Here is a 3624-nt window from a genome sequence, read left to right on the forward strand (position 1 = left end):
CAACAAAGGCCTATTAAATCTTATATAATGTCAATCTGCCAAACTTTAAAGTTTGGCAGATTATTTAGATCTAAAAAAGCAATGTAGATGTTTTGTAAGAAAATATTTTTCTATAATAACATTGAAGATTTAGACATTATATTATAATCTTAGTGTATATAGGATTGAAAATTGTTTTCTCAAGCAAAGGACGGATAATATGTCTAAACAAATCAAAGTATCTGTAAGGAATTTAGTCGAGTTTGTACTTCGTTCAGGAGATATAGATAATACATTTATGGGAAGTACTAGAGCAGTGGAAGGGACAAGAGCCCATCAAAAGGTGCAAAACTCTTATGGAGAAGAATATACTCCAGAAGTTGTATTAAAGCATATCTTAAATTATGAGGATTTCACTATAGAAATAGAAGGTAGAGCAGATGGGATTTTAAAGACAGATGAAAATATAATAATAGATGAGATTAAAAGCACTGTTAGGCCATTGGATGAAATAATTGAAGATTATAATCCCCTTCATTGGGCCCAAGGGAAATGCTACGGATACATGTATGCAATAGAAAAGGGAATAGAGGAATTAAAAATTCAGCTTACATACTTCAATATTGAATCGGAAGAGACGAAGAAGTTTATCAGGAGTTATAGCTTTAAAGAATTAGAAGAGTTCTTTTTAGGATTAATTGGAGAATATATAGAATGGGCAAATATGACCTTTTATTGGGGAAAGGTTAGAGATGCATCAATAGAGGAACTCTCCTTTCCCTTTAAAAACTATAGAAAAGGTCAAAGGAAATTAGCTGTTGCCGTTTACAGGACGGTACTGGACGAAAAAAACCTTTTTGCCCAGGCTCCAACAGGTATAGGTAAGACCATTTCCACTATATTTCCTTCGATAAAGGCTATTGGTGAAGGTATTGCTTCTAAGGTTTTTTATTTGACTGCAAAGACTATAACTAGGGAAGCGGCTCTAAGTTCTATAAATCAGATGGCATGGAAGGGACTTAGGATTAAATCCATAGTGATTACTGCTAAGGAAAAGATATGTTTAAATGAAGAAGTAAAATGTAATCCCAGAGAATGCCCCTATGCTAAGGGCCATTTTGATAGGGTAAATCAGGCTATTATGGATGTACTGGAAAAGGAGGACATAATAACAAGGGATATTGTAGTAGAATATGCAAGACTTCACCAGGTATGTCCCTTCGAACTTTCTTTAGATTTAAGTCTGTGGAGTGATGTGATTATATGTGATTACAACTATGTGTTTGATCCCAATGTGTATCTAAAAAGGTTTTTTGATGAAAGTGGGAATGATTATATATTTTTAATAGATGAAGCTCATAATTTAGTAGAACGGTCTCGGGACATGTTTTCTGCACAAATTGTTAAAGAGCCATTTTTGAAATATAAAAGATTATTTAAAGAGGATTTTCCCAATATTTCAAAGGCCTTTAATAACTGTAATAATGCTATGAATAAAATAAAAAGAGAGCATATTTCCAATGGCGATCCTTACTACCAAAAGGAGGAGATAACAGATATCTATCCTCCAATAAATAAGCTTATTAAAGAGTTAGAAGAATGGCTTATAGATGAGAAAGAACACCAGCTTCACGAGGAAATACTAGAACTATATTTTGAACTATTGAGATTTATTAAGATAGCCGATTTCTATGATAATAGATATGTAACCTATATTGAACAAGAGGATAAAGATGTGCTATTAAAGTTATTTTGTATAGATCCTTCCTATTTATTAAGTGAAACATTAGAAAAAAGCAAGGCAGCCATACTCTTTTCAGCTACATTAACACCCCTTGATTATTATAGGGATATCCTAGGGGGAGATGAAGAGGATTATATTATTAGATTCAATTCACCATTTCCCAAGGATAATCTGTGCCTTTTGGTTGGAGATACTATCTCCACTAAGTATAAGGATAGGGATAAAACTTACCTAGAAATAGTAGAATACATAGAAGAATTTATCTCACAAAAAAGGGGAAATTATTTTGTATTTTTCCCTTCATATAAATATATGGAACAAATATATACACATTTTATTGATAGAAATCCAGATATAATAACTATTATCCAGGATAATTTCATGAAAGAAGAAGATAGGGAGAATTTTTTAAATAGATTTCATATGGAAAAGCAGGATACAATGGTTGCTTTTGCAGTATTGGGAGGCATATTTTCGGAGGGAATAGATTTAATTGGGGACAAACTTATTGGTGCAGTAATTGTAGGGGTAGGTTTGCCCCAGATATGCTTTGAGAGGAATATTATCCGAGAATACTTTCAATCAGAAAATGGGTTAGGCTATGAATATGCTTATATGTATCCTGGAATGAACAAAGTCCTTCAAGCTGCTGGTAGAGTTATAAGAAGTGAGGAGGATAAGGGAGCAATACTACTTATAGATGAGAGGTTTGGCACTATAAAGTATAGAAGATTATACCCAAGGGGATGGTCTCATTATAAGAGGGTAGGGGATTCTAAATGGATTAGAACAAATCTCAGGGATTTTTGGAAGGACTAGGGATTTATTATACTATTGAGTTAATTAAAAGATGATATACAAGGGGTGTTCTGCTCTACAGCCTTCTTATTATGAACTAAATAAAAAGGACATATGAAATAAACATAGAAAGGAGAGACAACATTTTGCCTCATTATATAAGAGAAAATTTGGATTTTATAATTGAAACTCTATTTGTAATATTGATCATTGTCGGTATAGCATTAGGGATACAGGTGAACTATTTATTTTTTGTTGTCACTGTTTTAGGAATTATATTTTTATTAGTATATCAAAAAATAAAAAGAAATAATTATGTAAAGGGTAAGAAGAAGGCTATTGGGGAACTGTGGGGAAAAGAAAGGAAATATAATGTTAATTTTTCTGAGAAAGATAATCTTCATAAATTTCTATCCAAAAGGGAAAATATTAATTTTTTAATAGACGATATTACATGGAAGGATTTAGATATGGATACTGTATTTACAAAAATGGACCATACTATGAGCCTGCCAGGTATGCAATACCTATATTATATTCTTAGAAGACCTTTATTTAAAGAAAATCCGCTCAATAAAAGGTATGAAATAATAGACCAATTAAGGAATAATAGTGATATTTCACAAGAAATTCAGTATTATCTTTCTATACTGGGGAAAGAGGAGGGTAAAGGGATATTTGCATACTTTGAAGAAGGTATGGATGTAGATACAAAATATTCAACTTTATACCAAATACTTTCTTATATACCCTTTTTAGCATTGGTATTGCTATTAATCAACCTTAGAATGGGGTTTACTATATTTATATTAACTTTTATGATCAATACTGTGGTTTATAATAGCAATAAGCGTAAAATATATGCAGAGATAGAAACTTTTAAGTATTTAGGAAAACTTATTTATTGTGCTGAAAATATTATGAAATTAAACATAGGTAGTTTAGGTTTAAATCAAAATAGTTTAGAGGATTTGTTAGAAAACACCAAGAAAATAAAGGGTAACATTTCTAAAATTAACTTTAACGATGAACTAAAAACAGAAGCCCAGTTATTAATAGATTATTACAATATGATTGTTTTAAGAGAACCAAAAGTATTTTAT

Annotated in this window: 2 protein-coding genes; both read left to right on the forward strand. The window is 31.2% G+C overall.

Annotation, left to right across the window (positions count from 1 at the left end; translation table 11 throughout):
* Positions 1 to 199 precede the first annotated feature (199 nt).
* Positions 200 to 2542: an ATP-dependent DNA helicase gene (locus C3E88_RS11665; protein WP_236910360.1), complete on the forward strand. Its 2343-nt coding sequence runs from the start codon at positions 200 to 202 to the stop codon at positions 2540 to 2542.
* A gap of 125 nt (positions 2543 to 2667) precedes the next feature.
* The coding region (locus C3E88_RS11670) for a UbiA family prenyltransferase (RefSeq protein WP_236910361.1) at positions 2668 to 3624 on the forward strand (957 nt) is incomplete at its 3' end.

Source organism: Clostridium sp. Cult3 (assembly GCF_021655115.1).
Lineage (GTDB): Bacteria > Bacillota > Clostridia > Tissierellales > Tepidimicrobiaceae > PPXY01.

Coding starts and splice junctions, on each gene's coding strand:
- C3E88_RS11665 (WP_236910360.1), top strand. CDS start 200: ATGTCTAAACAAATCAAAGTATCTGTAAGGAATTTAGTCGAGTTTGTA.